Origin of the sequence: Streptomyces sp. NPDC088261, assembly GCF_044740805.1 — a bacterium.
Lineage (GTDB): Bacteria > Actinomycetota > Actinomycetes > Streptomycetales > Streptomycetaceae > Streptomyces.
In genome coordinates this window covers 877,470-902,176 of record NZ_JBIURL010000001.1, presented here as the reverse complement: position 1 = coordinate 902,176, position 24,707 = coordinate 877,470, and the positions used below count along the sequence as shown (strand labels likewise).

Here is a 24,707-nt window from a genome sequence, read left to right as displayed (position 1 = left end):
GCGCCATTGGCATGGGCCGGATGGCCAGGAAACAGCCCTCGGCAGACAGGCAGCATTCAGCCAATCTCCGGGCTCGACACGGCTCCGAAACGCCGTCATACGTTCAGTCCGGGAGGCGTTTTCCGCCTCCCGGACTGATCCACCGCCCGCGGGGATTGGGGCGGCGGTGTCCCCCAGCCCACTGGTTCCAGTACGCAGTGGGCCGACCCACGCAGGACTCATGGAAGCGCTCCCGCTCCTCCGGGGCCAAGAGCGCACGGCCGGGCGCACGGCCACACACCCGGAGCACGAACATCATGACGGGGTCTTACGCGCGGACTCCCGCACGGACAACAATCCCGCCATAGGGAAGTCCGCCCCTTAACGGTCGGGATGTGGCGAACTACGCTGGGTTTACGAATGCCGCGCGCCTATGCCGCGACGTGGCGGCCGTCTGTGTGTCGAGGGGTGGCGCATGTCCAGGGAGCTACGCGGGCCGAACGAAAAGCTCGGAACCGTTCTCGCCCTCGCGGGAATCAGCAACGCCGGCCTCGCCCGGCGGGTCAACGACCTGGGGGCGCAGCGCGGGCTGACCCTTCGCTACGACAAGACCTCCGTGGCGCGGTGGGTGTCGAAGGGGATGGTGCCGCAGGGTGCCGCGCCCCATCTCATCGCCGCCGCCATCGGCGCGAAACTGGGACGCCCCGTCCCACTCCACGAGATCGGCCTGGCCGACGCGGATCCGGCCCCCGAGGTCGGGCTCGCCTTCCCGCGCGACGTGGGCGAGGCGGTGCGCTCCGCCACGGAGTTGTACCGGCTGGACCTGGCGGGCCGCAGGGCGGGCAGCGGAGGCATCTGGCAGTCGCTGGCCGGATCCTTCGCAGTGAGCGCTTACGCGACGCCCGCGTCGCGGTGGCTGATAACACCCGCGGACTCGTCCGTGGCACGGGATCCGACGGTCGCGCGGGCCGCGCAAGGGGCGCACAACGGCCCTGGCGCGCACGGCGTGTCGGCCGGTCAGGGCGGGTCCGCCGGCTCGCCCGGCGGCGGGTCCGGCGGCGGGTCCGGCGGCGACTCCGCGGGAGAGATCTCACCGTTGCGGGTGGGTCACAGCGATGTGGCCAAGCTCCGGGAGGCGGCGTCCGACGCCCGGCGCTGGGACTCCAAGTACGGGGGCGGGGACTGGCGTTCCTCCATGGTGCCCGAGTGCCTGCGGGTGGACGCGGCGCCGCTGCTCCTGGGGGCGTACAGCGACGAGGTGGGCCGCGGCCTCTTCGGCGCGACGGCCGAACTGACCAGGCTGGCCGGCTGGATGGCCTTCGACACCGGGCAGCAGGAGGCGGCGCAGCGCTACTACATCCAGGCGCTGCGGCTGGCGCGCGCGGCGGCCGACGTGCCGCTCGGGGGGTACGTACTGGCGTCGATGTCGCTCCAGGCGACCTACCGGGGCTTCGCCGACGAGGGCGTGGACCTGGCGCAGGCGGCGCTGGAGCGCAACCGGGGGCTCGCGACGGCGCGCACGATGAGCTTCTTCCGGCTGGTGGAGGCGCGGGCGCACGCCAAGGCGGGCGACGCGGTGGCGGCCGGGGCGGCGCTCAAGGCGGCGGAGGGGTGGCTGGAGCGGTCGCGCGACGGCGACGCGGATCCGGCGTGGCTGGGCTTCTACTCGTACGACCGGTTCGCGGCCGACGCCGCCGAGTGCTACCGCGATCTGAAGGCGCCGCGCCAGGTGCGGCGGTTCACGGAGCAGGCGCTGTCCCGGCCGACGGAGGAGTTCGTACGGTCGCACGGTTTACGTCTCGTGGTGAGCGCGGTGGCGGAGCTGGAGTCGGGGAATCTCGACGCGGCGTGCGCGGCGGGCACCCGGGCGGTGGAGGTGGCGGGGCGTATCTCGTCGGCGAGGACGACGGAGTACGTACGGGATCTGCTGCACCGCCTGGAGCCGTACGGCGACGAGCCGCGTGTGGTGGAGCTGCGGGAGCGTGCGAGGCCGCTGCTGGTGTCGCCGGCGTAGCGCCGGGCCGCGTTTTGGCGCGGGGGCGGGCGCTGGTGCGCGTCCCGGCGGGGGCCTTGGCCCCGGTGCGCGCCCGCCGTGTCCGCTGTGTCCGCCCGCAGTCGTCCCTGCCCCGTCCGTCCCTGCCCCCTCCCTCCCTGCCCCCTCCGGGCCGGTCCGGAGGCGGGCGCGGTCGTACGCCCCCGGAACGCTTCCGCCGCTCCTGCCCGCCCGCACGTGGTTTGGCGGCGTTGTCAGCGGGCCAGTGCACTATCGGGGTGGGAGGTGGCACACGATGGACGGACGCGCGGGCTTCGACTGCGACGTGCTGGTGATCGGCGGCGGGATCGTCGGCCTGTCGGCGGCGTACGCGATCACGCGCGCCGCTCCGGGCACCCGTGTGGTCGTGCTGGAGAAGGAAGCGGGGCCCGCGCGGCACCAGACGGGCCACAACAGCGGGGTGATCCACAGCGGGATCTATTACCGCCCGGGGTCGCTCAAGGCGCGGTACGCGGTGCGGGGTTCGGCCGAGATGGTGAAGTTCTGCGCGGAGTACGGCATCGCGCACGAGGTCACCGGCAAGCTGATCGTGGCGACGCGGCGCGACGAGCTGCCGCGGCTGCACGCGCTGGTCCAGCGGGGCCGGGAGAACGGGATTCCGGTGCGGGAGCTGGGCCCGGCGCAGATCATGGAGTACGAACCGCAGGTACGGGGCCTGGCCGCGATCCACGTCGGGACGACGGGGGTGTGCGACTTCACGGCGGTCGCGGAGCAGCTCGCGGAGTCGGTGCGGGCGGCGGGCGCGGAGGTGCGGTACGGCGCGGAGGTGACGGTCGTCGACCGCCGCGCGTGGGGGGTCGCGGTCCGTACGGGCGCGGGGGACGGGGCAGGCGCGCGGGACGGGACGGGCGCGCGGGACGGGACGGGCGCGCGGGACGCGGGGGCCGTGGTGCGGGCGCGGGCGCTGGTGAACTGCGCGGGGCTCCAGTGCGACCGGGTGGCGCGGCTCACGGGCGACGACCCGGGGATGCGGATCGTGCCGTTCCGGGGCGAGTACTTCGAGCTGGCGCGGCCCGGCCTGGTCCGGGGGCTGGTCTATCCGGTGCCCGACCCGGCGTTCCCGTTCCTCGGCGTGCATCTGACGCGGTCCGTGGACGGCGGGGTGCACGTGGGGCCGAACGCGGTGCCCGCGCTGGCCCGGGAGGGCTACCGGTGGTCGGACGTACGCCCCGGGGAGCTGGCGGGCACGCTCGGCTGGCCCGGCTCCTGGCGTACGGCCCGGAAACACTGGCGGTACGGAGCGGGCGAGCTGCACCGCTCGCTGTCGAAGCGGGCGTTCGCCACGGCGGTACGGCGGCTGCTCCCCGCGGTGACGGACGCGGACCTGCGCCCGGCGCCGGCCGGGGTACGGGCCCAGGCGGTCCTGCGGGACGGCACGCTGGCGGACGACTTCCTGATCCGCCGGGGGGCTCGTACGGTCCACGTGCTGAACGCCCCGTCCCCGGCGGCGACGGCGGCACTCCCGATCGGCCGCGAGGTGGCGGCGAGGGTGCTGGAGGTGCTGGCGGAGAGGTGAGGGGGGCGCGGGGGCGCGGGGGCGCCCAGGGGCGCCGGGGCGGGGGCTCGGGGCGCCGGAGCGAGGCGCGGGACGCCGGGGCGGGGGGCGCCGGGCCCTCACGTGCGGGGCTGCCGGGACCTGAGGTACGGAACGCCCGGGCGTGCGACGCGGGGCGCCGGTACCTGAGACGCGGGACGCCGGGGTCGGTTGCGCGACGCCCGTACCGGAGACACGGAACGCCCGGACAAGGCGCGCGACGCCCGTACCGGAGGCGCCGGGCGCCAAGGCCTCAGGTACGGGGATGCCAGGACCTGAGGTACGGAACGCCTGGGCGTCCGACGCCCGACGCTGGGAGCAGAGGCGCGGGACGCCGGGGTGAGGCGCGGGGCACCAGGACCTGCGGCGTCGGGGCGTCGGGGCCCGACGCGCCGGGGCGTCGGAAGCTCGGGCGCCGGGGGTCGCCTCGGGGCCGGTGGGCTCACCGGATGGGTGGGGTCCGGGACTCCGTAGGATTGGAGCATTGTGGCCGAGCCCGAGAAGACCGAGATGACCCAGACCGCCGAGACACCCGCGAGCGGCGCCGCCGCCGACGACGCCCGCTCCACGGACAACACCGCCAAGCGGATCGCCGCCCACCACGGCACGGTCATGAGCCGGATGTTCCCCAACGGCACCGGACCCGCCGCCGACCCGGCCGGGTCGCACTTCGAGCGGCGTATCCGCAGCTTCCAGCCGCGCCGTAGCCGGGTGACCGCCGGGCAGGCCGACGCGCTGCGCCGCAAGTGGCCCTCCTGGGGGCTCGACGTCGACGGGCAGCGCGCCGTCGACCCGGCCGCGCTGTTCGGCGGGCTGCCCGTCGTCCTGGAGATCGGCTTCGGGATGGGCGAGGCGACCGCGCAGATGGCCGCCGCCGACCCGGGCACCGGGATCCTCGCCGTGGACGTGCACACCCCCGGGCAGGGCAACCTGATCCGTCTCGCGGAGCGGAACGGGCTGTCCAACATCCGGGTCGCCAACGGGGACGCGATCATCCTGCTCAGGGAGATGCTGCCGGCCGCCTCCCTCGACGGGCTGCGCGTCTACTTCCCCGACCCCTGGCCCAAGACCCGGCACCACAAGCGGCGGCTGATCCAGCCGGAGTTCCTCGACCTCGCCGCGGACCGGCTGCGGCCCGGGGCCGTACTGCACTGCGCGACCGACTGGGAGCCGTACGCGGAACAGATGCTGGAACTCCTCACGGCCCACCCCGGCTTCGAGAACACCCAGGAGGACGGCGGTTACGCGCCGCGCCCCGCGTACCGGCCGCTGACCCGGTTCGAGGGCCAGGGGCTCGACAAGGGGCACGCGGTGCACGACGTGCTGTTCCGCCGGGCGCCCACGCCCGCGCCCGCGTCCACGCCCCCGCCCACGTCGGCCCCGCGCCCCACCCCGGCGGCCCAACTGCCCCCGGGTGACGCGGAGTAGTCGATCAGGCGCCGTCGCCAGACGCCGGTGCCGCTGGTTAGGGTCGACAGGTGTCAGCACCGCCCCCGCAGTCCCCCGCGCCCGACGGCGGGCCCGCCCTGCCGCGCCGCGTGTTCTGGCGCCGCCGTACGTTCTGGGCCCACCGGGCGGTCAGGGCGACGGCGGTGATCACCACGCTCGCGCTGTGCGGGCTGGTGATCCTCCTGCTCGTCCGCGACCAGACCGGCACCGAGGGCTTCCTCGTCGGCCTCGGCCTCGCCGTCCTGCCCGTACCGCTGCTCATGACGGTCTTCCGCTGGCTGGACCGGGTCGAGCCGGGCCCGTGGCGCAACCTGCTGTTCTCGTTCGCCTGGGGCGCCTGCGCCGCCGCCCTGGTGGCGATCCTCGCCAACTCCCTGGCCACCCGCTGGATCGCCAGCGCGACGGCCGACCCACGGGGCGCGGAGTCCCTCGGCGCCACGGTGATAGCGCCGGTCGTGGAGGAGAGCGCGAAGGCCGGCGCGATCCTGCTGATCTTCCTGTTCCGCAGACGGGAGTTCACCGGGCTGGTGGACGGCGTGGTGGTCGCGGGCTTCTCCGCCACTGGCTTCGCGTTCACCGAGAACATCCTCTATCTCGGCAACGCCTTCGGTGAGGACCAGTACACCGGCGGCTCCGGCCTCACCTCGATGACCGTCGCCACCTTCGTCGTACGGATCGTGCTGTCGCCCTTCGCCCACCCGCTCTTCACCGTGCTGACGGGCATCGGCTTCGGGCTGGCGGCGGTGACACCCCGTCACCGCAGGCTGCGCAGAGGGGTGTTGCCGGCGCTGGGCCTGGTGCTGGCGATGGGCCTGCACGCGCTGTGGAACGGCTCGACGTCGCTCTTCGGCCCGTACGGCTTCTACCTGGTGTACGCCGCGTTCATGGTCCCGGTCCTCGGTCTGGTCACCTGGCTGGCGATCTGGAGCAGGCAGCGCGAACTGCGCACGATCTCCGCCGAGTTGCCCGCGTACTCCGCCGCCGGCTGGCTGGTCCCCGCCGCGCCGCTCGCGCTCTCCTCGATGCGGGCGCGCACGATGGCACGGGACTTCGCGGGCCGTACGTACGGGGCGCGGGCGGCCAGGGCCGTCGGGGAGTACGAGGCGTTCGCGACGTCCCTGGCCTTCCTGCGGCACCGGGCCGAGCGGGAGGCCGGCGCGCCCGACTTCGCCGAGCGGGAACGGGAGTTGCTGCACCACCTGTGGCAGCGCAGAGGAATCGCGGGGCCCGCGCTCACGTACGCGGCGCGGGCCACGGGCCGGGTACGGGTGCCGCCGCCGTACATCGACTACGACGGCTACAACCCGTACCGCGACTGACAACTCCCGTACAGGCTAAGCAGACGCGGCGGTCAGGTCCGCCAACTCCTCAGCCGTCAGCTCCAGTCCGGTCGCCGCCAGCAGTACGGGCAGCTGCTCGACGGTCCGCGCGGACGCCAGGGGCGCCACCACGGTGGGCTGCGCCGCCAGCCACGCCAGCGCTACGGTGCCGACCTCGACGCCGCGGGCCCCGGCGACCCGGTCCAGCGCGGCGAGCACGGCCCGGCCGCGCTCGGTCTCCAGGTGCGCGCCCGCCCCCGCCGCGCGCGGGCTGTCGACCGTCGTCCCGGGGCGGTACTTGCCGGTGAGGAAGCCCGCCGCGAGCGAGGAGTACGGCACGGTGGACAGGCCATGCTCGGCCACGAGGTCCTGGAGCGGGCCCTCGTACGTGTCGCGGGAGACCAGGTTGTAGCGCGGCTGGAGGACTTCGTACCGGGCCAGCCCCTCGCTCTCGGAGAAGGCGAGGGACGCGGCGAGCCGTTCCGTACTGAGGTTGGAGGCGGCTATCGCCCGGACCTTGCCGTCCTTCACCAGCTGGTCCAGCGCGGTGATGATCTCCTCGACCGGCACCTCGGGGTCGTCGAAGTGCGTGTAGTAGAGGTCGATGTAGTCCGTACGCAGCCGGCGCAGCGACTCCTCGGCCGCCCCCTTGATCGTGGCCGCCCGCAGGCCCTTGAACCGGGGGTGGGAGCCGACCTTGGTCGCGACGACCACCTCGGAGCGGTTGCCGCGCGCGGCGATCCAGTTCCCGAGGACGGTCTCCGACTCGCCGCCCTCGTGGCCCGGGGCCCAGGAGGAGTACGTGTCGGCGGTGTCCACGAAGTTGCCGCCGACGGCGGCGTATCCGTCCAGGACGGCGAAGGATTCGGCCTCGTCGGAGGTCCAGCCGAAGACGTTGCCGCCGAGGGAGAGGGGGAAGACCCGGAGGTCGGAGGAGCCGAGGGTACGGAGATCTGTCATGAACTGCCCCAACGACGCGGGGGCCGGACGCTATTCCGGCCCCCGTCATTCCGGCCCCCCGTCAACAACGCTGCGGGTTGAGGCCCTTGCTACGGGTTGAGGCCCTTGCTCTGGAGCCAGCCCATCGGGTCGATGTCCGTGCCGCCCGGGGCGTGGACCTCCAGGTGCAGGTGCGGGCCCGTCACGTTGCCGGTCGCGCCGACGCGGCCGATGACCTCGCCCGTGGAGACCTTCTGGCCGGCGGTAACGGTCATCGAGGACTGGTGGCAGAACCACAGTTCCGTACCGTCGTCCAGCTCCAGCACCGTCCGGTAGCCGTACGAGCCCGACCAGCCGGCCGACTGGACCGTGCCGCTGTGGACCGCCTTGATCGGCGTACCGGTCGGGGCCGCGAAGTCCAGCCCGGTGTGGTAGCCGGAGGACCACATGGAGCCGGCCTGGCCGAAGGTGGAGGTGATCGTGTACGAGACGACGGGGAGGGTGTAGCTCTCGGCCAGCTTGGCCAGGCGCTCCTTCTCGGCCTTGGCGGCCGCCTTGGCCTTGGCCTCGGCCTCCGCCTTGTCCTTCGCGGCCTGGATCTTCTTCTCGGCCTCGGTCTGGCGCTTCGCCGCGTCCGCCGCGGCCTTCTCGGCCGCCGCCGCCTGCTCGGCCGCCTTGGCCGTGGCGTCGGCCTCGGCCTGCTGCGACTCGGCCTGCTGGAGGATCCGGGCGCGCAGCGCCTCGCCGGCGTCGGTGGCGCCCGACTGGAAGTCCGCGGTGGTCATGCCCGCCGTGGTCAGCGGGTCCGTGGCGAGGGCGCTCGGCTTGGCCTCTTCCGTACCCAGGGAACCCACGCCCGGCAACGACTTGGCCGCGGGAAGGTTGTCCGTGATGGCATCGGGCAGGGATATGGAGACGGCGGGCTTGTCCTGCGCGGTGGCGATGCCGCCCGCACCGACGGCGGCGAGGACGCCGACGCCGAGGACCGTGGAACTGCGGGCGAGGCCGCGCTGCTTGGCGACGCGGTGCCTGCCTCGTACGGGGGGAAGCAGGGAGTCCTCGGTGGGATTCCACTCGCCCCAGGTCCGGTCCGCTTCGGCGCCGAAGGCGGGCGGTTCGAAGGTTTCGGTTTCGAAGGGGGCTTCGAGGGCAGGCTTGTTGGACGCCACGGGGGCGCGCTCCTTTCCTTCCTTCTCGCCTACCGGGTTAGCTGACGGGTTCGGAGCAGGAAGGTCTCCTACGGGTGCTCTCGCGGCACAAGGCAGCAAGAAGCTCCCGATTCACCCCAATTGGTGGTTCCCCGGTTCCCTCGCGGGATTCGGCGCGTGCGGCACGGCGCCGTCCTTACGACGGCTGGGACGACCGCGCTGCGTTATCGAACGTTAATAGAGACATGGGCTTTATTCCAAGCTGTTCCGGATGATCGTTAACGAATCCGCAACGGACGTACCGGGACACATCGAGGCGCAAGCGGGCGAGTTGCTCGTCTCCGGTGGCCACCCGGGGGGTCAGAGGTTTCTGACGGCCGGTCAGACGTTGTGCGGAGCGGTACGCGGCGATCACGGAGCGTCCCGAAGACGGCGCGGACGAAGGGATGCCTAGGGCACGACCGGCATCGTCCTGCGCCGTTCCGGCTGCCCCTGGACGGGCCGGCTGACCGCCAGCAGCGCCATGTCGTCCGTGTTGCCGCCGCCCGTGTGCACGCGTACGTCCCCGATGAGCGCGTCCAGCATCTCGTCGGGCCCCGGGAAGATCCGGCCGGACAGCCGCTCCCGCGCGTCGTAGAAGACGCCCAGCGCGTTGCGCGCCTCGGACAGGCCGTCCGTGTAGAAGAGCAGGGTCGCCCCCGGCGGGAACGGCTCCTCGTCCGCGCGGTCCGGCCACGCGCCCAGTTCGCTCATCCCGAGCGGCAGCGCGTGGTCGCCGGGCGCCAGCATCACCACCGCGCCGTCCGCGTGGGTCAGCAGCGGCTCGGGGTGGCCGCGGTTGACCAGCCGTACCACCGCCTCGCCGTTCGGGATCTCGGCGAGTACGGCGGTGGTGAAGCCCTCGAAGACGTCGACCCCGTCCCGCCGCGTCCCCTCCCGTCTGAGGGCACGCTCCAGCCGCTGCGCGACCCCCTCCAGCGACCCCTCCTGTTCGGCCGCCTCCCGGAACGCCCCGATGACCACCGCCACCGTCTCGACCGCCTCCAGGCCCTTCCCCCGTACGTCCCCGACCACCAGACGCACCCCGTACGGCGTGTCCTGGACGGCGAACAGGTCCCCGCCGATGAACGCCCCCTCCTGCGCCGCCTCGTACCGCGCCGCGATGTGCAGTCCGCCGATCCGGTCGGCGGGTCTGGGCAGCACGGCGCGCTGGGCCGTCTCGGCGATGATGCGGGCGGACGCGAGGCGCTCGCCGCTCAGGCGCACGACCCGGTTGATGCCGAGCGCGAGGACGGAGACGGTGAGGACCGTCAGCAGCTCGGTGATGGCGTCGGCGCTGCCGACCGTACCGTCGACGAGGCGCAGGACCAGTTCGGTGCAGAGGGCGGCGACGCCGGTGAGCAGGGTGCCCAGCGGGGTGAAGAACGGGGCCGCGACCAGGGGCGCGGAGCAGAAGAAGGGCGACGCGGTGAAGCGGGTGGGGGTCGCCGAGTCGAAGATCACTCCGACGACGATCACCAGCGCGGGCAGGTAGCGGACGACCCTGCGTCCGATACGGCCGGGCTCGGCGGTCACGCCCCGGTCGATGAAGCCGCCGTCCGGGATCCGGCCGCCGGTGGCCGCGACCGGGGTGCTGCCGGTACCGCCGGAGGGGTCGAAGCCGCCTTCGAAGCGGGTGCCGAAGCTGCCGGCGGGGCCGGTGGCGGGACCACCGGTGGCGGGGCCGGGCGGCCGGGGCGTACCGGTGGCGGGGCGCGTACCGCCCGAGCCGGAGCCCGCGCCACCGCTGCCCTTCCCCGGCCTTCTCAGCCCCGGTTTCCTCAGCTTCCCCACCTGTGGTCTCCTGCCCGGTCCGGCTTCGGCCGCGGACGGTACCGCGCTCGTCTCAGGCTGGTCGCCGCCGCGCCGGGCGGCGAGTCGCCATCGACCGAGTGGGCTACGGCCCGATCGCTCCACCTCTGCCCCTTCACCGTACGCGGCGGCCCGCGCGGAGGCGTCACCGCGCGCGGGAACGCGGGGAGCGGGACGCCGGGAGCGGGGACGCCGAGAGCGGGGACGCCGAGAGCGGGGACGCCGGGAGCGTCGGACGCCGGGAGCGCGGAGGCCCCGAACGCCGAAGGCCCGGATCCACCGGGATCCGGGCCTTCGGTCCTACTGAGTAGCGGGGGCAGGATTTGAACCTACGACCTCTGGGTTATGAGCCCAGCGAGCTACCGAGCTGCTCCACCCCGCGTCGGTAAACCTGACTCTACGCCATCCAGACCAAGATCATTCCCATTTACGGGTGCCCCGGGCCGCCGGGCCCCGCCTCCCCCTGCCGAACTGGCCCTACGCCGCTTCCACCACATCGGCCCGCACGGCGGCGGCCCATTCCACGAGAAGCCGCTGGTAGCGCTCCTGCTCGGCGGCCGACAGCGCGCCGCCGGCGCGCGTCCAGAGGGCGCGGATCTCCACATTGACGACGGCGGCGGAACGCACGGGAGCGCCGGCGGGGGTGCCGGTACCGGAGGACGCGGACGAGTCGAACGATGAAGCGGACATGGAGGTAAGGCTACGGGGGGCCACTGACAATCGGCAGAGCGTGTCCCCCTGACCGCCACCCGTCAGCCCCTAGGGTGGCACCGGTGATTGAAACCATCGTGTTCGACGTCGGCGAGACCCTCGTACGCGACGACCGGCAGTGGGCCTCCTGGGCCGACTGGCTCGGCGTCCCCCGGCACACGATCTCCGCCCTGGTCGGTGTCGTGACGGCGCAGAACAGGGACGGCGACGACGCCCTGCGGCTGATCAAACCCGGCATGGACATCGGCGAGGCGTACCGCGCCAGGGAGAGCGCGGGACGCGGCGAACACCTCGACGAGTCGGACCTCTACCCGGACGTACGGCCCGCTCTGGCCTCGTTACGGGCGCTCGGCGTCCGGGTCGTCCTGGCCGGGAACCAGACCGTACGGGCCCTGGAGCTGCTGCGCCGCCTAGACCTCCCGACCGACCTCGTCACCGGTTCGGGCGACTGGGAGGTCGCCAAACCGACCCGGGAGTTCTTCGCCCGGGTCGTGGACGCGGCCCAGGCACCGCCCGAGCGGACGCTGTACGTGGGGGACCATCCCGCGTACGACCTGTTCCCCGCCCAGCTCGCCGGCCTGCGCACGGCCCATCTGCGGCGCGGCCCGTGGGGCTACCGGTGGGCGGACGACCCGGAGGTGGTCGCGGCGGCGGACTGGCGGGTCGACAACCTGACGCAGCTGACGCCGATCGTGCGGGCGGCGCGCGAGAAGGGGTGAGGGGAGAGGGACGGGCTCACGCCCACGAGGGACGGGCCGCCTCGGCTCACGCCCGCGAGGGACGGGTCACCTCGGACGGGTCACCTCGGACGGGTCGCCCCGGACGGGCCGCCTCACCCCGCCGCGTACTCGTGCGCCTGACCGCCCTGCCACTCCACCCAGGTGGGATCGTCGAGGAGATCCCACGCGTCGGGCAGGCCGGCCAGGCGCAGGAACTCGACCAGGTGGTCGTCCGAGTGGGCGAGCCCCATGATGCGCCCGCGGACGGTGACCCGACGGCCGCCTGTCCCGGACGCCCGGTGTACGACGATCGGTATGTCATTCATACGGCCAAGAGTGCGACGATCTCGCCCCGACCGCAGCATCTGGGGCCCACTTCTTTGCCGGCCCGGCCCCCCGCCCCGGACAAACCCACCCCGACCGCCACTCCCGGCCGCCATTCCCGGCCGCTACTCCCGACCGTTCACCGACCGCTCACCGAGCGCCGCCCACCCGCCGCCCACCGGGCGCCCCGTCGGCGCCCACCCGCCGGCGGAGGCGGGGGCACAGGCGGGGCGCCAGCCGACGAGGCCGGCCCAGGGCGACCCCCCTTCGCGGACACGCCCTAGAGGACGATGTCGGCCAGGCGCGCCACTTCATCCAGGTCATCACTGGTCGGATTGAGAATGAGTTCGTCGGCGCCGAGGTCCTCGAAGGCCCGCACCACCTCCTTGATCGCCGCGGCCCCTCCCCGCACGGTGGAGGCCAGGAGTTCGGCGGCCTCGGGACCGGCCGTCGTGTAGTAGTCACGGACGCTGTGCGTGCCCGCCTCCGCGTCCGCGACGGCGAAGTAGGCGATGGCGACCAGGTACGGCGACCCCTGGCGGCCGGCCTGCCGCCAGGCCGCGCGTACCCCGTCGAAAGCCGGACCGATCATGGCGGGCGGCAGCGAAGCGCCGATGTACCCCTGACCGGACCGGGCGGCGCGCGCGAAGGACGCCGGTACGCCGCCGCCGAAGAGCAGCGGCACCTCACGGGTGCCCGCCGGCACCAGCGGGTTGTCACAGCCGTCCGGCACCTCGCCGCGCCAGACGCTCTTGTACGTCTCGACGTCCCGGTCGAGCCGCTTGCCGGTGCCGCGCGCGCCGAGACCGTCGACGACGAAGTCGTCCGGGCGCCCCCCGAGGCCCAGCCCGAGGGTGAGCCGGCCGCCCGAGACGCCGTCGATGCTCGCCGCCTCCTTCGCCAGCAGGACCGGGGGCCACACCGGGCCGAGCAGGAGGGTGCTGAGGAGACCGATACGGCGCGTGGCCCCTGCGGCGACGGCCAGCGCCACCGTGTCCATCACCCCCGGGTAGGCGATCCGGCCGACGCTGCCCAGCGTCGAGAACCCGGCCTCCTCGGCCCGCCGGGCCCACTCGGGGATGACGGTGGATCGCACGTCACGGGTCTGGTTCGGGAGTCCGATACCGATTTTCACGAACTGCGCTCCTTGCGGTCGACGGGCGTCCGGACGACATCCGGCTCAGGCCGATTGTCCGGCGGGCGACCCCTCACCGCCTCGACGCCTCGCCTTCCCCGAGGAGGATTCCTCCCGCGTTCCCCGGGCCCACCGAACCTCCCCGACCACCCTCCGCGGCGGGGCTGGTGCGTGGGCGGGGAACCGCGAGGCGGATCATGACCTCTGTAGTGTCACAGCGTTTTCGGCCACGATGCTCGGTCGTCTCGGTCGTCCGGGGTTACGGGGAAGCTCGATGAGACTCTGCTTTCTGGTGGAGGAGCAGTACCGCTACGACGGCATGCCCGTCGAGGTGATCGCCCAACTCGTCGCGTGGGGGCACCGGGTGGACGTCCTGCGTCCCGGGAGCGCGCTGCTGCCGCTGTCCGACGTCGTACGGGCGGGCAGTCACGACGCCTGGGTGCTGAAAACGGTCTCGGGTGGTCCCGGCCTGTCGCTGCTGGAGGCGGCGGCCCGCGCCGGCCTGACAACGGTCAACGACGCGAGGGCGATACGGGGGGTCAGGGACAAGGCGGTGGCGGCGGCGATCGGCCACGACCGGGGCCTTCCGCTGCCGATGACGTACGCGGCGTCGCACCCGGACGCGTTCGCCGACATCCCTTCCTCCGCCTACCCGTTGGTGGTCAAGCCGGCCGACGGGAGTTCGGGCCGGGCGGTACGGCTGGTGGCGTCGCCGGAGCGGATGGCCGAGATACGGGGGGAGTTGGCCGCCGAGGGCATGCTGATAGCGCAGCCGTACGTACCGAACTCGGGAACGGACCTCAAGGTGTACTGCGTCGGGGGCGAGTTGTACGCCACCGAGCGCGACTCCCCGCTCCACCCGGACCGCGCGACCCGGGAGCGGCGCGTGCCGCTCTCCTCGGAAGTGGCCGGAATCGTCACCGAGGTCGGGGCGGTGTACGGACTGGACCTGTACGGCGTGGACGTCCTCCTGGGCCCGGACGGCCCGGTGGTGGTCGACGTGAACGACTTCCCCAGCTTCCGCCAGGTGCCGGACGCGGCGGCGAGGGTGGGCAGGGCGATCCTGAACCTGGCGCGCGGGGGAAGCGAGTCCGTACCCCCGCCTCTCCCGGCCCTCCCACCGCACCAGACTCCGGTCCCCGCGGTGGCGGGGGACGGCAGATGAGCGACCGCCGATGAGAATCTGCTTTCTGACCCCCCGCCCGGACCACCCCCTGCTGGCGGCAACGGAAACCCTCCTCGAACCGACCCACAAGGTGACGCACCAGAACCCGGCAGATCCCCGTCCCCCGCACCCCACCACGCCCCTGGCGGACGTCTACCTGCTGAAGTCCAGAACGCCCCGGGCGCTGGCCCTGGCGCGCTCGTTCGAGGAACGCGGCGCGAGGGTGCTCAACTCGGCGGCGGCGACGGAACTGTGCCAGGACCGCACGGCGATGGCGGACCTGGCCCTGCGGGCGGGCCTCCCCTTCGCCCGGACCCACACCCCGGGCACCCTGACCGACCTGACGTCCCGGCCGACGCTCGCCCTCCCCTTCCCCCTGATGGTGAAGAGCCGCCACAGCCGCCGGGAGGACCTGGTGACCAGGGCGGACACCCCCACCCAGCTCCGGGCCCTGGCGACCCGGTGGCCGGAAGAACCCGTGGTGATCCAGCAGTTCACCCCGAACAGCGGCTGGGACCACAAACTCTGGGTGATAGCCGACCAGATCTTCGCCACCCACCGCCGCTCAGAACTGGCCACCACCCCCACGCCCCCTCCTCCACCCCCGCTGACCCCCACCACGCTCCCCCCGGCCTGGCTCACCCTGGTCCGTACGGTCGGCAAGGTCTTCGCCCTGGAGGTCTACGGAGTAGACCTGATCACCACCCCCACGGGCACCCCGCTGATCGTGGACATCAACGCGTTCCCCGGCATAAGAAACCAACCGGGCGCCCCAGAGGCCCTGGCGGCCCTGGCGACGGGACGCGCGCGCTGAGTCGGCCGTGTCCGCACGTCCGCTCACGCGGCCTCAGCGCCCGGCTTGCATCAACCGGTCGGCGAACGTCGTCAGGTTCTGGGGTGCGAGGTGGCCGACGGCCGCCACCATGCGGTCCCATCGCGCTGCGTTAACCCCGGAGAAGATACTCAGGCGATCGCTCGGGCCAGCCACGCCGGTGCCACGACTCGGCCCAGGTGTGCAGACGGTCGCGGTAGCCGTCCAGTTCGGCTTCGGTGTTCCATGGAGACCCGCGCCGCGCGGTCCAGGGCGAGGCGGAGCTGCTCGTCACCGCCGTACGCGGTGGCCATGGGTTCTTCCTCGCCGATCAGCGCGTACAGCTGACGCTGGACGACCTCGCAGAACGCCGCACGGTCGTTCTGCCGTGCCAGCCGAGCGGTGATGAAGAAGGACACGATGTCGATGTCCGGCGGTGGGTGCAGGACGAAGTGGGCCATCAGGGCGGACTTCCCCGCCCAGGCCGGAGCGAGCCACCGCCAGTAGGAGAGGGCGGGATCCTCGGATCCCGGGATGTCCTCCGCCGCGCAGAAGGCGGCCATGTCCTCCAACTCGTCGCCGCGGTCGGCGAATGCAGCGGCGGAGATGGCCTCGACCTGCAACAGATAACCCGAACGGGGAACCTTCGGAGGGCTCAACGTGACATCGCCCATCACTCCGCTGTTCGCCAGCGCGAGCAGACCCGAAGCATCCGCCCGACCGGTGCGCGCCACTCGCAACCGTTCTACCCCCGCCACCCGTCCTGCCCCACGGTTTTGGTCGACTACCGCTGTTCGTACCCTGTGTTGGCCGATCCGCCGTCGGCCCGCGCTTCACCGGTCCCCTCGACCGTCACCGTGCCGGGAGGGACCGACGTGATGGCTCCGCTGTTCGCCCTCCCGCCCCCGGTCGCGCTCGCCGTCCCCGTGTTCGACACCCGGATCGAGGACCCGCCGGGTCCGGCGAGGGCCGCCCACACGCTGACCCCGAGCGCGGCCACGGTCACCAGCGCGGAGATCACGCCCGCGAGCTGATCGGCACGTTCCCAGCTGAGGAAGGAGAACCCTCCCGCCAGCAGTCCCATCGCCAGCCCGGTCGCCCCGAGCGCCAGCCGCTGCCCATTCGTCATGCCCCTCATCATCGCCGGACTTCCCCGGCCTCACGGCGACTTCCGCGTTCTGCTCCGGAGGGGCCGCGCGAGGAGGCGATGGCGTCCGTACGGGCGAGTGATCCCCCGCTACGAGCCGCAGCCCCGGCAGCACTGTGCCCCGGCTGTCCGCAGACGGCCGGGGCACTCAAATCGCCGGTCAAGGGCGCCCTGAGGCGGCGCCTGACGTAGTAGGCCGTGTGGGACTTGAACCCACAACCAACGGATTAAAAGTCCGCTGCTCTGCCAATTGAGCTAACGGCCCTCGGCGCGACACCCACGAGCATAGCCCGCCCGGCGGCGGGAGCCGATCGGGTATCGGGTGTGGGGGCGTCGCGTTCTTGTGCGGAGGTGGGGCAGGGCCGGGCGGGTGCCCCTGGGAGGGGGTGTCCGGCCGGCCCTGCTCACTCAGCGGGGTGGTGCGGGGTGCGGGTCAGTTGCCGCGCTTCCAGCGGGGCTTGTCGTCGCGGCGGCCGAAGGAGCCGGTGCCGGTGCCCGTCGTGCCGCCCCGGTGGTCGTCACGGCGGCCCGTCGGGCGGTCGTGGGACGCGGCGGCGCGGAAGCCGGTCGTCGGGCGGTCGTCGCGGCGGTCGCGGTTGACCGGGCGGTCACCCGTGGGGCGGTGCTCGCGGCGCTCGAAGGGGCGGCCGCCACGGTCGTCGCGGCGGTCCGCGCCCGGACGGTCGCCGCCGGGGCGGTCGTTCGTACGGTCGCGGTTGTAGCCGCCGCCGGCCGGGCGGTCGTCACGGCGCTGGAAGCCGCCGCTCGGACGGTCCTCGCGACGCTGGAAGCCACCGCTCGGACGGTCGCTGTTCGTACGGTCGCGGTTGAAGCCGCCGCCCGCCGGGCGGTCGTCACGGCGCTGGAAGCCGCCGCTCGGGCGGTCCTCGCGACGCTGGAAACCACCGCTCGGACGGTCGCTGTTCGTACGGTCGCGGTTGAAGCCGCCTTCCCTGCCGCCGCCGTCACGCGGCGTGTAGCCCCGCGCGCCGCCCCGGCCGCTGCGCTCGCCCCGGTCGTCCCGGCGGTCGCCGCGGTCGTCCCTGCGGTCGCCGCCCCGGTCGTCACGACGGCCGAAGTTGCCCCGGTCGTCGCGGCTCTCGCGGCGCTCCTCGCGCTGCGCCGGTACGGCCGCGGCCGCCGCGGCGGCCTCCGCCACCGCGCGCTCGGCCTCGGCGGCCACCTCGGCCACCGCCGCCTCCGGGTCGTCGCCCCGCTCGCGCGCCGCGCGGGCGACCAGGCGGTCGGCCTCCTCGCGGAGTTCGACGGCACGGCGCTGGACGCGCTCCAGCTGCTTGGTCAGGTCGACGGCCTCGCGCTCGGCCTGCTTGGCCGCGTTGTTCGCGGAGTCCGCCTGGACCTCGGTGAGCGAACGGGCGCCGGTGATCTCGGCGACCTCCGGCTCGAACACGCCGGCCCCCGCGACGATGTGGCGCGAGGCGTCGACGCCCGCGTCCTCCATCATCCGGAAGATCTGGCGCCGCTGGTGCGGCAGCGCCAGCGAGACGACGACACCGGACTTGCCGGCGCGCGCCGTACGGCCCGAGCGGTGGAGATAGTCCTTGTGGTCCCCGGCCGGGTCCACGTTCAGCACCAGGTCGATGCCGTCCACGTGGATGCCGCGCGCGGCCACGTCGGTCGCGACGAGCGCGTTGACGTACCCCTTCTTGAAGTCCTCCAGCACGCGGGTACGGGCACCCTGCGTCATCCCGCCGTGCAGCGCGTCGGCCTTCACGCCCGAGTCGCTGAGCTGCTCGGCGATACGGTCGGCGCCGAGCTGCGTCCGTACGAAGATGATCGTGCGGCCCTTGCGGGCGGCGATCGCGGCCGTGACCGGCGCCTTGTCCTTCGGCTTCACCACGAGCACGTGGTGGGTCATGGTCGTGACGTTGCCCTGGGCGCTGTCGACCTCGTGGTGCACGGGGTTGGTCAGGTAGCGCTTGACCAGCGTGCTGATCTCGTTCTCCATGGTGGCGGAGAAGAGCATCCGCTGGCCGCCGCTCGGCACCAGGTCGAGCAGCTCGGTGACCTCGGGCAGGAAGCCCAGGTCCGACATCTGGTCGGCCTCGTCGAGGATCGCGATCTGGACCTGGTCCAGCGAGCACGCGCCGCGGTTGATGATGTCGCGCAGCCGGCCCGGGGTGGCGACGAGGACGTCGACCCCGCGCTCCAGCGCGTAGATCTGGTTCTGCATGGACGTACCGCCGCAGACGACCTTCATCTTCAGGCCGAGCACGTCGCCGTACGGCTGGAGCGCGTCCGCGACCTGCATCGCCAGCTCACGGGTCGGGGTGAGGATGATGCCGCGCGGCTTGCGCTTCTCGGTGTGGCCGCCGGCCAGCGTGGCCAGCAGCGGCAGGCCGAAGGAGAGGGTCTTGCCGGAGCCGGTACGTCCGCGGCCCAGGATGTCCTTGCCGGCCAGGGCGTCCGGGATGGTCGCTTCCTGGATCGGGAAGGGCGCGGTGACACCGTTCTGTCCGAGCTTGCGGACGATGCCCTCGGGGAGGCCGAGGTCGCCGAAGGTGACGCCGGGCGGGCCGGCGGGGACCTCGGGAAGCTCAGGGTCGTCGTCGGAGAATTCGCCGAGGTCGGTGGTGTCCGAGGCGTCGGTGACGGTCTCGGTGGAGTCGGAGTCGGCCGCCTCTTCGGCGACCGCCGTCTCCGCGTCGTCCTCCACGATCTCCACGATCGCGGTGATCTCGGCGGACATCTCGGTGGTGCTTCCCGCGACGGTCCCGGTGGACTCGTTCTCGGGCATGACGGTGTGGTCAGTACTGGAAATGGACATGCGAAATGCGAAACCTTCCGGAGTCTCGGCACGCGCCCAAACTCCGTGATTCGCAAATCGACCGCCTCAATGCGGTCAGCCACGGCAAGGGAGAGTACGCGCCACGCGGCGCTCTTCTGTGTCGGCGCCAGGCAATGATCAAACGATCTACTACCATACGCACCTTCCCCCCACTTAGGCAAACCAGCAGGCAGGCGGGCTGGTCCGGGCCTCCCGTCACACCGGCCCCACCTGTGGGGACGCCGTTGGCATCTTCCGCATTCCGGTTCCGTCTCCCGGGAACAGCTCGACCGCCCGCAGGTTGGCGGCGGGAGACGCCGACGGCAGTACGGTCGGTTCCGGATCGGGCTCCGGCTGGGGCTCGGGGCTCGGCGGCGGCGGCGGGGGCGGGTCGGACGGCGGCGGGGCCGGGCGGGTGGGCTCCTTCGTCGGCTGCGGCTCGTTCCACGGCGGCGGGGTCGGCTTCCCCGGCTGCGGCGGTACGCCCTTCGACGGCGCGGGCGAGGCCGGCCGGTGCGAGGAACTGGGCGTCGGCGAGACCTCCTTGGCCGTGCCCTCCCGGTCCGCGTGGACCCGGTCGCCGCCGCCCGGTTCCGTACGCCCCGGTTCTCCGCCGGAGCCGCCGGGCGCCTCGCCCGTACCACCGTCCGGTGCGACCGCGGCGCCGTGCCTCCCCGCCGAGCGCGAGGGGGCCGGTTTCCCCGCGTCGGCGCCGACGCTCATGCATCCCGTGGAGGACGCGACCGCCAGGGAGGTGACGAGGCCGACGACGAGACGGCCTGGGGCGGACAACTGGCGCACGAGAGGCACCTCCGGGACACGGGACGGAGCCCCCCGCCGACGGCGGAGGGAAGGGTTCACTGCTTTTCCCGTCCAACTCCCTTTGCGCCGCGAGGGACACGGCCGTGAGGACGCGACCGGCGCCGACCCGGGCGTGCGGGCGCGACCGGCGCGCGCGGAGGCGCCTATCCCACCCAGCTCCGCGCCAGCTCGACGCCGAGGAGCACCGCGCCGAGTCCGGCGAGGACCGACAGGGCCACGTTCACCGCGGCGAGGAACCCGCGGCCGAGTTCGACCAGCCGCAGCGTCTCGTACGAGAAGGTCGAGTACGTCGTCAGCGCGCCGCAGAAGCCCGTACCGATCAGCGCGAACGTCCCGGACGAGACCGCCGCGCCGGACACGAAGCCGAGGACCAGACTCCCGCCGGCGTTCACCGTGAAGGTGCCCCAGGGGAAGTCCTCGCGGCCGGTCCACCGCGCCTGGACCGTACGGTCCGTCAGGTACCGCAGGGGCGCGCCCACCATGGCGCCCGCGATCACCAGCAGCCAGTTCACCGGACCGCCCCGCCGCCGGGCCGGGCCACCCCGCCGCCGGATCGGGGCGAACCGCCGCCGGATCGGGGCGAACCGCCGCCGGGCCGGGCCGTACCGCCCCCGGGCCCGGGCGAGCCGCCGCCCCCGCGCCGTACCGCCCACCGGGTCACCAGCGCCGCCGCCCAGACCGCCGTCATCGCTCCGGCGAGGGTCCCGGCCGCGTACGCCGCGGCCCTGGCGTCCTCGTGACGTCTCAGCAGGTCGTGGAAGTCCAGGGAGTACGTGGAGAAGGTCGTGAAGCCGCCCAGCACGCCCACCCCGAGGAACGGCCGTACGAGCGGATGCGCCGACCGGCCGTCCTCGGTGATCAGGACCATCAGGACGCCGATCAGCGCGCAGCCGAGCACGTTGATCCCGAAGGTGGTCCAGGGGAAGGCGCCGGGGGCGGTGGGCCAGAGCACGTCGGCGCCGTACCGCGCGGAGGCCCCGGCGGCGCCGCCCACCGAGATGACGGCGAGCACCGGGCCCCGCCGGCCCGCGCGGGTCTCGGCGCGGTGGGCGGGCAGGCGCAGGTCGACGTCCGGGTCCATCGGGCCCGGGCGCTCCCCCGGCGGATCCGGAACAGACGACTCCGGATCGGGCGGCTCCGGATCGGGCGGCTCCGGATCGGGCGGCTCCGGACCCGCCGGTCCCGAAGCGGGCGGGCTCATGCGGGCCCCGCGGCGGGCGAGGTCGGGGGACGTACGGCCATGACGCTCATTGTGCTCGCCCACATCCCGCTCGTCCCGGCCCCCCACGACACGCGATCTTCACGGACAATGGCCGGGTGCTGGAGATGACGCGCGACGCGTTCGAAGAACTGGTGAGCCAGGCCCTGGACCGGATCCCGCCGGAGCTGACCCGGGTGATGGACAACGTGGCCGTCTTCGTCGAGGACGAACCCGCCGCCGACGACCCCGAACTCCTCGGCCTCTACGAGGGCACCCCCCTGACCGACCGCGGCGAGTGGTACGCGGGGGTCCTGCCCGACCGCATCTCCATCTACATGGGCCCGACCCTCCGCTACTGCGAGACCACGGAGGACGTGGTGCACGAAGTGGCCGTGACCGTGGTCCACGAGATCGCCCACCACTTCGGCATCGACGACGAACGCCTCCACGAGCTCGGCTGGGGGTAGCGCCGCGCCTCCCACGGGCCCCGCCGACCCCACCCGCGCCGCACGCCCCCACCCGCCGCGCATGGCGCGACCCGGCCTTGGGCATACGCGCCCAATGGCCCGTGATGCAGACCGTTCCCCCGTCCGCGCCACGCCCACCGGCCTCCGGGCCCGGCTCGCACGCCTCGTCCCGACCCGCCCCGAGCCCGGCCGCCCCACTCCCGCCCACACCCTCCTCCCAGCCCCCCACCCCTTCACCCGCTCCGTCGCCCTCCTCGCCGTCGTCCTCCTCGGCGCCTGGCTCGGCCTGCTCGCGGTCGGCGGCGTCAGGACGCCCATCGGCCCGATGGACACCAAGATGGCCCTCCGGCCGTCCCTGACCGGCGGCACCAAGATCAACGTCTCGCCCCTCGGCTCACTGGAACTCGCCTCGCACCACGCGCCCCTGCGCCTCGACGTCGACGTCGACCGCCTCGACCCCGTCCGCTCCCAGGCCCTCGTCGACCACCCCGAGCGCCTCTCGGGCCTCCAGGAGGAGGTCGCGCACGACGTCGGGGCCGGGGCGACGGAGCTGGCCGTACGGTCCGGTGTCGCCGTCGTCTCCGGCGCGACCGCCCTCGCGCTCGCCGTCTACCGCCGTCCCCGCCGCGCCCTGGCCGCCGGCGGCCTCGCGTTCACGCTGCTGGTGGCGTCCGCCGCGGGCGCGTACGCCACCTGGAACCCGAAATCGGTCCTGGAGCCCAGGTTCTCCGGCCTGCTCTCCTCCGCCCCGCAGGTCGTCGGCAGCGCGCGCTCGATCGTCACCGACTTCGACGTCTACCAGAAGGAGCTGGCGCGGCTGGTCACCAATGTGACGAAGCTGTACGACGCGACCGCCACCCTCCCCGCGTACGCCCCGGACCCCACCACCCTGCGCGTCCTGCACGTCTCCGACATCCATCTCAACCCGGCCGCCTGGCACATCATCGGGTCGCTCGTGGAGCAGTACGGGATCGACGTCGTCATCGACTCCGGCGACACGATGGACCACGGTTCCGCCGCCGAGAACGGCTTCCTGGACCCGATCGCGGACCTCGGTGTCCCCTATGTCTGGGTCCGCGGGAACCACGACTCCCTGACCACCCAGCGCTACCTCCAGCGCATGAAGAACGTCCGGGTGCTGGACGAGGGCCGGGCCGTGACCGTCGGCGGGGTCCGCATCGCGGGCACGGGCGACCCGCAGTTCACCCCCGACCGCTCGGTGAAGGCGCAGGGCGACCCGGCGGAGCGCATGGCGGGCATCCGCTTCGCCTCGGCCCTCCGCGACCAGCGGCAGGCCGGCACGCCCGTGGACATCGCGGTCGCGCACGAACCGGTGGCGGCGCGGGAGACGGACGGCCTGGTCCCGCTCGTCCTGGCGGGGCACGTCCACCACCGCGAGACCGAGATCATGCCGCTCGGTACGCGCCTGAAGATCGAGGGGTCGACGGGCGGCGGCGGGCTGCGCGCCGTACAGAACGACAAGCCGGAGAAGGTACGGGCCTCGATCCTCTACCTGGACCGGACGACCAAGCGGCTCCAGGCCTGGGACGAGATCACGCTGGGCGGGCTGGGCCTGACGACGGCGGAGGTGAGCCGCCACCTCCCCCAGGAGGCGGGCCCCCCGGGCGGAGGCCCGTCCCCGAGCGCGCCGGCGAGCACCGGGACCCCCTCGCCCGCCGCCCCCTCACGGCCCCCCACCCCCTCCCCCTAATACGTTTTGGCGATATCTCCGCGATCCCATATGCTTCTCACGTCCCCGACGCGCTGCCGAAGCGCCCAGGCGGGCCCATTAGCCCCCATCGTCTAGTGGCCCAGGACGCCGCCCTTTCACGGCGGTAGCACGGGTTCGAATCCCGTTGGGGGTACGTGTCACCGTGTGCGAGACTCGTTCTCGCACATTGCTTGGTCCTGTGGAGCAGTTTGGAGTGCTCGCCACCCTGTCAAGGTGGAGGCCGCGGGTTCAAATCCCGTCAGGACCGCTGCGGCCGTGAGGCCGCGTGGCTGGGTAGCTCAGTTGGTACGAGCGATCGCCTGAAAAGCGATAGGTCGCCGGTTCGATCCCGGCCCCAGCCACCAGAGACAGGAACGCCCCGGACGGCACGCCGTCCGGGGCGTTCTCGTTCCCGGTGTCGCCGGCGGGGGCCGCGGGAAGCGTGTACGCGGTCACGTGACGGCGCCCTCGAAGAGGCGGGCGCGGACCAGTTCCAGGATCTCCTCGTGCCGCTCGACCAAGTAGAAGTGGCCGCCGGAGAACACCGTCAGTTCGAACCCGGCCTCGGTGTGCTCCTTCCAGTGGTGCAGCTCCCCCACGTCGACCCGCGCGTCGGAGAACCCCGTCAGGGCGTGCACGGGGCTGGTCAGGACCGGCCCGGGGGCGTACCGGTAGGTCTCCGCCGCCCGGTAGTCACTGCGGATCGCGGGCAGCAGCAGGCCCATCAGCTCCGCGTCACCGAACACCTGGTCGCCCGTGCCGTCCAGGGCCCCGATGTCGGCGACGATCTCCTCGTCGGAGAGCAGGTGCAGCCCGTCGTCCCGATTGCGGTGCGGCGCCCGCCGGCCGGACACGAAGAGCGCCCGGGCGGGCCGCCCGGCGTCCTGGAGCCTGCGCGCGACCTCGTAGGCGAGCGTGGCCCCCATGCTGTGCCCGAACAGCGCGTACGGCTTGTCGGTCCAGGGAAGCAGCGACTCGGCCGCCCTGTCGGCCAGTTGGCCCATGTCGGGGACGTTCGGCTCCGCCCGGCGGTCCTGGCGCCCGGGGTACTGCGTCGCCAGCACCTCCACGCGGGGCGCCAGGCCCTTCGACACCGGGAAGAAGAAACTCGCCGAGCCGCCCGCGTGCGGGAAACACATCAGTCGCGCGTCGGCGGCGGGAGATGGATGGAACCGTCGTATCCACGCCGCGCCGTCATTCTTGGTGTCGGTCATTCCCGCCCCGCCTGATTCCGGTGGCGCCGTACGGTCCGTACGGCGCGCGGCCGCGCGGCCGCGCGACGACACTGCGGGAGCGCGCGGCCCACCGGCAACCCCCTATTTCCCCGGGCGCTTCGGCACGGGGAAAACCTGTAGGGGGTACGGAACGGGGAGCCGGAATTTAGGGGTATTACGGCTCCTTGGCGGGGCCTAGGGTCCTGGGTGGCGGGCTCCA

22 protein-coding genes, 5 tRNA genes and 1 riboswitch are annotated in these 24,707 nt (G+C 73.2%); of the genes, 12 read left to right on the top strand and 15 right to left on the bottom strand.

Annotated features, from left to right (window positions below; all coding sequences use genetic code 11):
* Nucleotides 1-454 precede the first annotated feature (454 nt).
* The 4 genes from ACIODU_RS03880 (at nucleotide 455) to ACIODU_RS03865 (ending at nucleotide 6,334) form a co-directional block, all read left to right on the top strand.
* The gene (locus ACIODU_RS03880; protein ID WP_401763448.1) at nucleotides 455-1,993 is read left to right on the top strand and encodes a sporulation protein; all 1,539 of its coding nucleotides are present in this window, start codon (nucleotides 455-457) and stop codon (nucleotides 1,991-1,993) included.
* Between the two features lie 274 nt (nucleotides 1,994-2,267).
* On the top strand, nucleotides 2,268-3,548 hold the full coding sequence (gene lhgO, locus ACIODU_RS03875; protein WP_401763445.1) for an L-2-hydroxyglutarate oxidase: 1,281 nt from the start codon (nucleotides 2,268-2,270) through the stop codon (nucleotides 3,546-3,548).
* A 630-nt stretch (nucleotides 3,549-4,178) separates the two neighbouring features.
* The gene (trmB, locus tag ACIODU_RS03870; protein WP_401763557.1) at nucleotides 4,179-4,994 is read left to right on the top strand and encodes a tRNA (guanosine(46)-N7)-methyltransferase TrmB; all 816 of its coding nucleotides are present in this window, start codon (nucleotides 4,179-4,181) and stop codon (nucleotides 4,992-4,994) included.
* Between the two features lie 50 nt (nucleotides 4,995-5,044).
* Nucleotides 5,045-6,334 carry a PrsW family intramembrane metalloprotease gene (locus tag ACIODU_RS03865; RefSeq protein WP_401763444.1) on the top strand — a complete coding sequence of 430 codons (1,290 nt, stop codon included), beginning with the start codon at nucleotides 5,045-5,047 and terminating at the stop codon, nucleotides 6,332-6,334.
* Nucleotides 6,335-6,349: 15 nt separating this feature from the next.
* Here ACIODU_RS03865 and ACIODU_RS03860 read toward each other — a convergent pair whose 3' ends face one another.
* The 5 genes from ACIODU_RS03860 to ACIODU_RS03840 form a co-directional block, all read right to left on the bottom strand.
* On the bottom strand, nucleotides 6,350-7,294 hold the full coding sequence (locus ACIODU_RS03860; RefSeq protein WP_356432191.1) for an aldo/keto reductase: 945 nt from the start codon (nucleotides 7,292-7,294) through the stop codon (nucleotides 6,350-6,352).
* Nucleotides 7,295-7,383: 89 nt separating this feature from the next.
* Nucleotides 7,384-8,442, bottom strand: a complete 1,059-nt coding sequence (locus ACIODU_RS03855; RefSeq protein ID WP_356432193.1) for a M23 family metallopeptidase — start codon at nucleotides 8,440-8,442, stop codon at nucleotides 7,384-7,386.
* Between the two features lie 11 nt (nucleotides 8,443-8,453).
* A riboswitch (cyclic di-AMP (ydaO/yuaA leader) is annotated at nucleotides 8,454-8,607 on the bottom strand.
* Between the two features lie 264 nt (nucleotides 8,608-8,871).
* Entirely contained in the window at nucleotides 8,872-10,008 is a 1,137-nt protein-coding gene (locus ACIODU_RS03850) for a PP2C family protein-serine/threonine phosphatase (protein WP_401763554.1), read from the bottom strand.
* A gap of 572 nt (nucleotides 10,009-10,580) precedes the next feature.
* Nucleotides 10,581-10,654 (bottom strand) — tRNA-Met (locus ACIODU_RS03845).
* Nucleotides 10,655-10,749: 95 nt separating this feature from the next.
* On the bottom strand, nucleotides 10,750-10,962 hold the full coding sequence (locus ACIODU_RS03840) for a hypothetical protein (protein ID WP_401763440.1): 213 nt from the start codon (nucleotides 10,960-10,962) through the stop codon (nucleotides 10,750-10,752).
* 86 nt (nucleotides 10,963-11,048) lie between these two features.
* On the opposite strand from ACIODU_RS03840, the gene ACIODU_RS03835 reads away from it, so the two are divergent.
* The gene (locus ACIODU_RS03835; RefSeq protein WP_401763551.1) at nucleotides 11,049-11,702 is read left to right on the top strand and encodes an HAD family hydrolase; all 654 of its coding nucleotides are present in this window, start codon (nucleotides 11,049-11,051) and stop codon (nucleotides 11,700-11,702) included.
* A 113-nt stretch (nucleotides 11,703-11,815) separates the two neighbouring features.
* Here the strand turns inward: ACIODU_RS03835 and ACIODU_RS03830 are convergent, their stop codons facing one another.
* On the bottom strand, nucleotides 11,816-12,028 hold the full coding sequence (locus tag ACIODU_RS03830) for a hypothetical protein (RefSeq protein ID WP_161310611.1): 213 nt from the start codon (nucleotides 12,026-12,028) through the stop codon (nucleotides 11,816-11,818).
* Between the two features lie 278 nt (nucleotides 12,029-12,306).
* Nucleotides 12,307-13,161: an LLM class flavin-dependent oxidoreductase gene (locus ACIODU_RS03825; RefSeq protein ID WP_401763437.1), complete on the bottom strand. Its 855-nt coding sequence runs from the start codon at nucleotides 13,159-13,161 to the stop codon at nucleotides 12,307-12,309.
* A 274-nt stretch (nucleotides 13,162-13,435) separates the two neighbouring features.
* On the opposite strand from ACIODU_RS03825, the gene ACIODU_RS03820 reads away from it, so the two are divergent.
* Nucleotides 13,436-14,326 carry a RimK family alpha-L-glutamate ligase gene (locus ACIODU_RS03820; RefSeq protein ID WP_401763434.1) on the top strand — a complete coding sequence of 297 codons (891 nt, stop codon included), beginning with the start codon at nucleotides 13,436-13,438 and terminating at the stop codon, nucleotides 14,324-14,326.
* Between the two features lie 10 nt (nucleotides 14,327-14,336).
* Nucleotides 14,337-15,140 (top strand): RimK family alpha-L-glutamate ligase, encoded by an 804-nt coding sequence (locus tag ACIODU_RS03815; RefSeq protein ID WP_401763431.1) that lies wholly within the window; start codon nucleotides 14,337-14,339, stop codon nucleotides 15,138-15,140.
* A 149-nt stretch (nucleotides 15,141-15,289) separates the two neighbouring features.
* Here ACIODU_RS03815 and ACIODU_RS03810 read toward each other — a convergent pair whose 3' ends face one another.
* The 7 genes from ACIODU_RS03810 to ACIODU_RS03780 all read right to left on the bottom strand — a co-directional run bounded on the left by ACIODU_RS03810 (nucleotide 15,290) and on the right by ACIODU_RS03780 (nucleotide 20,975).
* Nucleotides 15,290-15,871: a hypothetical protein gene (locus ACIODU_RS03810; protein WP_401763429.1), complete on the bottom strand. Its 582-nt coding sequence runs from the start codon at nucleotides 15,869-15,871 to the stop codon at nucleotides 15,290-15,292.
* 50 nt (nucleotides 15,872-15,921) lie between these two features.
* The gene (locus tag ACIODU_RS03805; protein ID WP_401763428.1) at nucleotides 15,922-16,266 is read right to left on the bottom strand and encodes a hypothetical protein; all 345 of its coding nucleotides are present in this window, start codon (nucleotides 16,264-16,266) and stop codon (nucleotides 15,922-15,924) included.
* 210 nt (nucleotides 16,267-16,476) lie between these two features.
* Nucleotides 16,477-16,549: transfer RNA gene (locus ACIODU_RS03800), tRNA-Lys, on the bottom strand.
* A 168-nt stretch (nucleotides 16,550-16,717) separates the two neighbouring features.
* Nucleotides 16,718-19,072 carry a DEAD/DEAH box helicase gene (locus ACIODU_RS03795; protein ID WP_401763425.1) on the bottom strand — a complete coding sequence of 785 codons (2,355 nt, stop codon included), beginning with the start codon at nucleotides 19,070-19,072 and terminating at the stop codon, nucleotides 16,718-16,720.
* A 216-nt stretch (nucleotides 19,073-19,288) separates the two neighbouring features.
* Nucleotides 19,289-19,873, bottom strand: a complete 585-nt coding sequence (locus ACIODU_RS03790) for a hypothetical protein (RefSeq protein ID WP_401763422.1) — start codon at nucleotides 19,871-19,873, stop codon at nucleotides 19,289-19,291.
* Nucleotides 19,874-20,037: 164 nt separating this feature from the next.
* Nucleotides 20,038-20,406 carry a fluoride efflux transporter CrcB gene (crcB, locus tag ACIODU_RS03785; protein WP_356432208.1) on the bottom strand — a complete coding sequence of 123 codons (369 nt, stop codon included), beginning with the start codon at nucleotides 20,404-20,406 and terminating at the stop codon, nucleotides 20,038-20,040.
* A complete protein-coding gene (locus tag ACIODU_RS03780; protein ID WP_401763419.1) occupies nucleotides 20,403-20,975 on the bottom strand; it encodes a CrcB family protein in 573 nt (190 codons plus the stop codon). The genes crcB and ACIODU_RS03780 overlap by 4 nt, the downstream gene beginning before the upstream one ends.
* Before the next feature lie 236 nt (nucleotides 20,976-21,211).
* Here ACIODU_RS03780 and ACIODU_RS03775 point away from each other — a divergent pair, with 236 nt between their 5' ends.
* The 5 genes from ACIODU_RS03775 (at nucleotide 21,212) to ACIODU_RS03755 (ending at nucleotide 23,638) form a co-directional block, all read left to right on the top strand.
* The gene (locus ACIODU_RS03775) at nucleotides 21,212-21,562 is read left to right on the top strand and encodes a metallopeptidase family protein (RefSeq protein ID WP_356431175.1); all 351 of its coding nucleotides are present in this window, start codon (nucleotides 21,212-21,214) and stop codon (nucleotides 21,560-21,562) included.
* A gap of 61 nt (nucleotides 21,563-21,623) precedes the next feature.
* A complete protein-coding gene (locus ACIODU_RS03770) occupies nucleotides 21,624-23,273 on the top strand; it encodes a metallophosphoesterase (protein WP_401763416.1) in 1,650 nt (549 codons plus the stop codon).
* Nucleotides 23,274-23,354: 81 nt separating this feature from the next.
* A tRNA-Glu gene (locus ACIODU_RS03765) sits at nucleotides 23,355-23,427 on the top strand.
* A gap of 39 nt (nucleotides 23,428-23,466) precedes the next feature.
* Nucleotides 23,467-23,541 (top strand) — tRNA-Asp (locus ACIODU_RS03760).
* Nucleotides 23,542-23,561: 20 nt separating this feature from the next.
* Nucleotides 23,562-23,638: transfer RNA gene (locus tag ACIODU_RS03755), tRNA-Phe, on the top strand.
* Between the two features lie 87 nt (nucleotides 23,639-23,725).
* Here the strand turns inward: ACIODU_RS03755 and ACIODU_RS03750 are convergent.
* Nucleotides 23,726-24,487, bottom strand: coding sequence for a thioesterase II family protein (locus tag ACIODU_RS03750; RefSeq protein WP_401763414.1), 762 nt, complete (start codon nucleotides 24,485-24,487; stop codon nucleotides 23,726-23,728).
* Nucleotides 24,488-24,707 lie beyond the last annotated feature (220 nt).

What these genes read in the sequence shown, in the direction of transcription:
- ACIODU_RS03880 (WP_401763448.1), top strand. Translation starts at nt 455, where the DNA reads ATGTCCAGGGAGCTACGCGGGCCGAACGAAAAGCTCGGAACCGTTCTC.
- lhgO (WP_401763445.1), top strand. Translation starts at nt 2,268, where the DNA reads ATGGACGGACGCGCGGGCTTCGACTGCGACGTGCTGGTGATCGGCGGC.
- trmB (WP_401763557.1), top strand. Translation starts at nt 4,179, where the DNA reads ATGAGCCGGATGTTCCCCAACGGCACCGGACCCGCCGCCGACCCGGCC.
- ACIODU_RS03860 (WP_356432191.1), bottom strand. Translation starts at nt 7,294, where the DNA reads ATGACAGATCTCCGTACCCTCGGCTCCTCCGACCTCCGGGTCTTCCCC.
- ACIODU_RS03840 (WP_401763440.1), bottom strand. Translation starts at nt 10,962, where the DNA reads ATGTCCGCTTCATCGTTCGACTCGTCCGCGTCCTCCGGTACCGGCACC.
- ACIODU_RS03830 (WP_161310611.1), bottom strand. Translation starts at nt 12,028, where the DNA reads ATGAATGACATACCGATCGTCGTACACCGGGCGTCCGGGACAGGCGGC.
- ACIODU_RS03820 (WP_401763434.1), top strand. Translation starts at nt 13,436, where the DNA reads ATGAGACTCTGCTTTCTGGTGGAGGAGCAGTACCGCTACGACGGCATG.
- ACIODU_RS03815 (WP_401763431.1), top strand. Translation starts at nt 14,337, where the DNA reads ATGAGAATCTGCTTTCTGACCCCCCGCCCGGACCACCCCCTGCTGGCG.
- ACIODU_RS03805 (WP_401763428.1), bottom strand. Translation starts at nt 16,266, where the DNA reads ATGACGAATGGGCAGCGGCTGGCGCTCGGGGCGACCGGGCTGGCGATG.
- ACIODU_RS03795 (WP_401763425.1), bottom strand. Translation starts at nt 19,072, where the DNA reads ATGTCCATTTCCAGTACTGACCACACCGTCATGCCCGAGAACGAGTCC.
- ACIODU_RS03780 (WP_401763419.1), bottom strand. Translation starts at nt 20,975, where the DNA reads ATGGACCCGGACGTCGACCTGCGCCTGCCCGCCCACCGCGCCGAGACC.
- ACIODU_RS03770 (WP_401763416.1), top strand. Translation starts at nt 21,624, where the DNA reads ATGGCGCGACCCGGCCTTGGGCATACGCGCCCAATGGCCCGTGATGCA.
- ACIODU_RS03750 (WP_401763414.1), bottom strand. Translation starts at nt 24,487, where the DNA reads ATGACCGACACCAAGAATGACGGCGCGGCGTGGATACGACGGTTCCAT.